At 69.7% G+C, this 1,585-nt stretch carries 3 protein-coding genes; all 3 read right to left on the reverse strand.

What is annotated here, in order from left to right; translation table 11 throughout:
* A partial coding sequence (locus H926_RS0107395; protein WP_022675733.1) for a cobyrinate a,c-diamide synthase occupies nucleotides 1-630 on the reverse strand: 630 nt, incomplete at its 3' end.
* Entirely contained in the window at nucleotides 627-1,409 is a 783-nt protein-coding gene (gene cobM / locus H926_RS0107400; protein WP_022675734.1) for a precorrin-4 C(11)-methyltransferase, read from the reverse strand. The genes H926_RS0107395 and cobM, both read right to left, overlap by 4 nt.
* Nucleotides 1,406-1,585 (reverse strand): cobalamin biosynthesis protein (locus H926_RS0107405; RefSeq protein WP_022675735.1); only part of this gene is annotated, 180 nt, incomplete at its 5' end. The genes cobM and H926_RS0107405, both read right to left, overlap by 4 nt.

Here is a 1,585-nt window from a genome sequence, read left to right on the forward strand (position 1 = left end):
CAGATCATCCAGGCGGGCGGGCAGATCGGGATGCTCCACCGCCTGGACCAGGCCCAGGTGCCGCTCTGGCAAGGCAAGGTCTGCGCGGCGCGGCAGGGCGCCCAGCACCGGCATGCCGATCGCCGCCATGCCGGCGCGCAGCAAGCTTTCATGGCGCGGGCTTGCCACCTTGTTTAGGATGACGCCGGCCACCGGCAGCGCGGGATCAAACCGCGCAAAGCCCAGCGCCGTCGCTGCCGCCGATTGCGCCTGGCCCGATGCATCGAGCACCAGCACCACCGGCCAGCCCAGCCGGCGCGCCACATCAGCACTGGCGCCATTGCCGGTGGCGCCCACGCTGGCCACGCCATCGAACAGGCCCATCGATCCTTCAGCCAGGGCCAGATCGGCGCCACCAGCCTGGCTTGCCAGAGCATCGATCAGGCCGGGCACCATGGCCCAGCTATCGAGGTTGAACGATGCGCGCCCGCAGGCGGCCTGGTGAAACGCCGGATCGATATAGTCCGGCCCGTTCTTGAATGGCTGCACCGCCAGCCCCTGGCCATGCAACGCGCGCAGCAGGCCCAGCATCAGCGTGGTCTTGCCCGCGCCCGAACTGGGCGCCGCGATCATCAGACCCGGCACGCTCATGCGGGCACCCCGTCGCTTTCGCCGCCATGCTGCGGGCGAAAGCGGCGATCATAATCGGCGGCATAGAGGCTGCTTTCGACAAAATCAGTAGCGCCCAACACGCGGCCGACCAGGATCAGCGCGGTGCGCTCCATCGTGCCGGCCACGGCGGCCTCCACGCTGTCCAGCGTGGCGCGCACCACGCGCTGATCGGGCCAACTGGCGCGCCACACCACCGCCACCGGGCAATCGCCGCCATAATCGGGCAGCAGATCGGCCACCACTTGCGCCAGGTTGTGGATCGACAGGTGAATGGCCAGCGTCGCGCCGGTCTGGGCAAAGGCCACCAGAGTTTCGCGCGGTGGCATCGCACTGGCCCGGCCCGGCGTGCGGGTCAGCACCACCGACTGCCCCAGCGCCGGCAGCGTCAGTTCGCTTTCCAGTGCGGCGGCGGCGGCGGCAAAGGCCGGCACGCCGGGCGTGATGGTGAAGGGAATGCCTAGCGCCCGTAAGGCCCGCAGTTGCTCGCCCAACGCAGACCACACCGACAGATCGCCCGAATGCAGCCGCGCGACATCGTGGCCAGCGGCATGGGCCTGGATGATGTGGTCCATGATCTGGTCAAGCGAGAGCGGCGCCGTGTTCACGATGTGCGCGCCGGGCGGGCAATGGGCGAGCAGTGCCGTGGGCACCAGCGACCCGGCATAGAGGCACACCGGACACGCGGCGATACGATCGCGCCCGCGCAAGGTGATGAGATCGGGCGCGCCGGGGCCGGCGCCGATAAAATGGACCGTCATTGTTCAATTTCCTGGGCATGGCCCTGAGCAAGGGCACAGGTGGCCATGCGATCGGGCGATATCTGGCGGTGGCACAGCAACTGCGCGCCCGGCCCCGCTGCGGCCAGCGCGGCTGCTTCAGCCAGGCTGCCAGTGCCGCGCGTGCGCAGGCTGGCGGCGGATTGCGTGGCCGTGCC

It is taken from the genome of Novosphingobium sp. B-7, assembly GCF_000410615.1.
Lineage (GTDB): Bacteria > Pseudomonadota > Alphaproteobacteria > Sphingomonadales > Sphingomonadaceae > Novosphingobium > Novosphingobium capsulatum.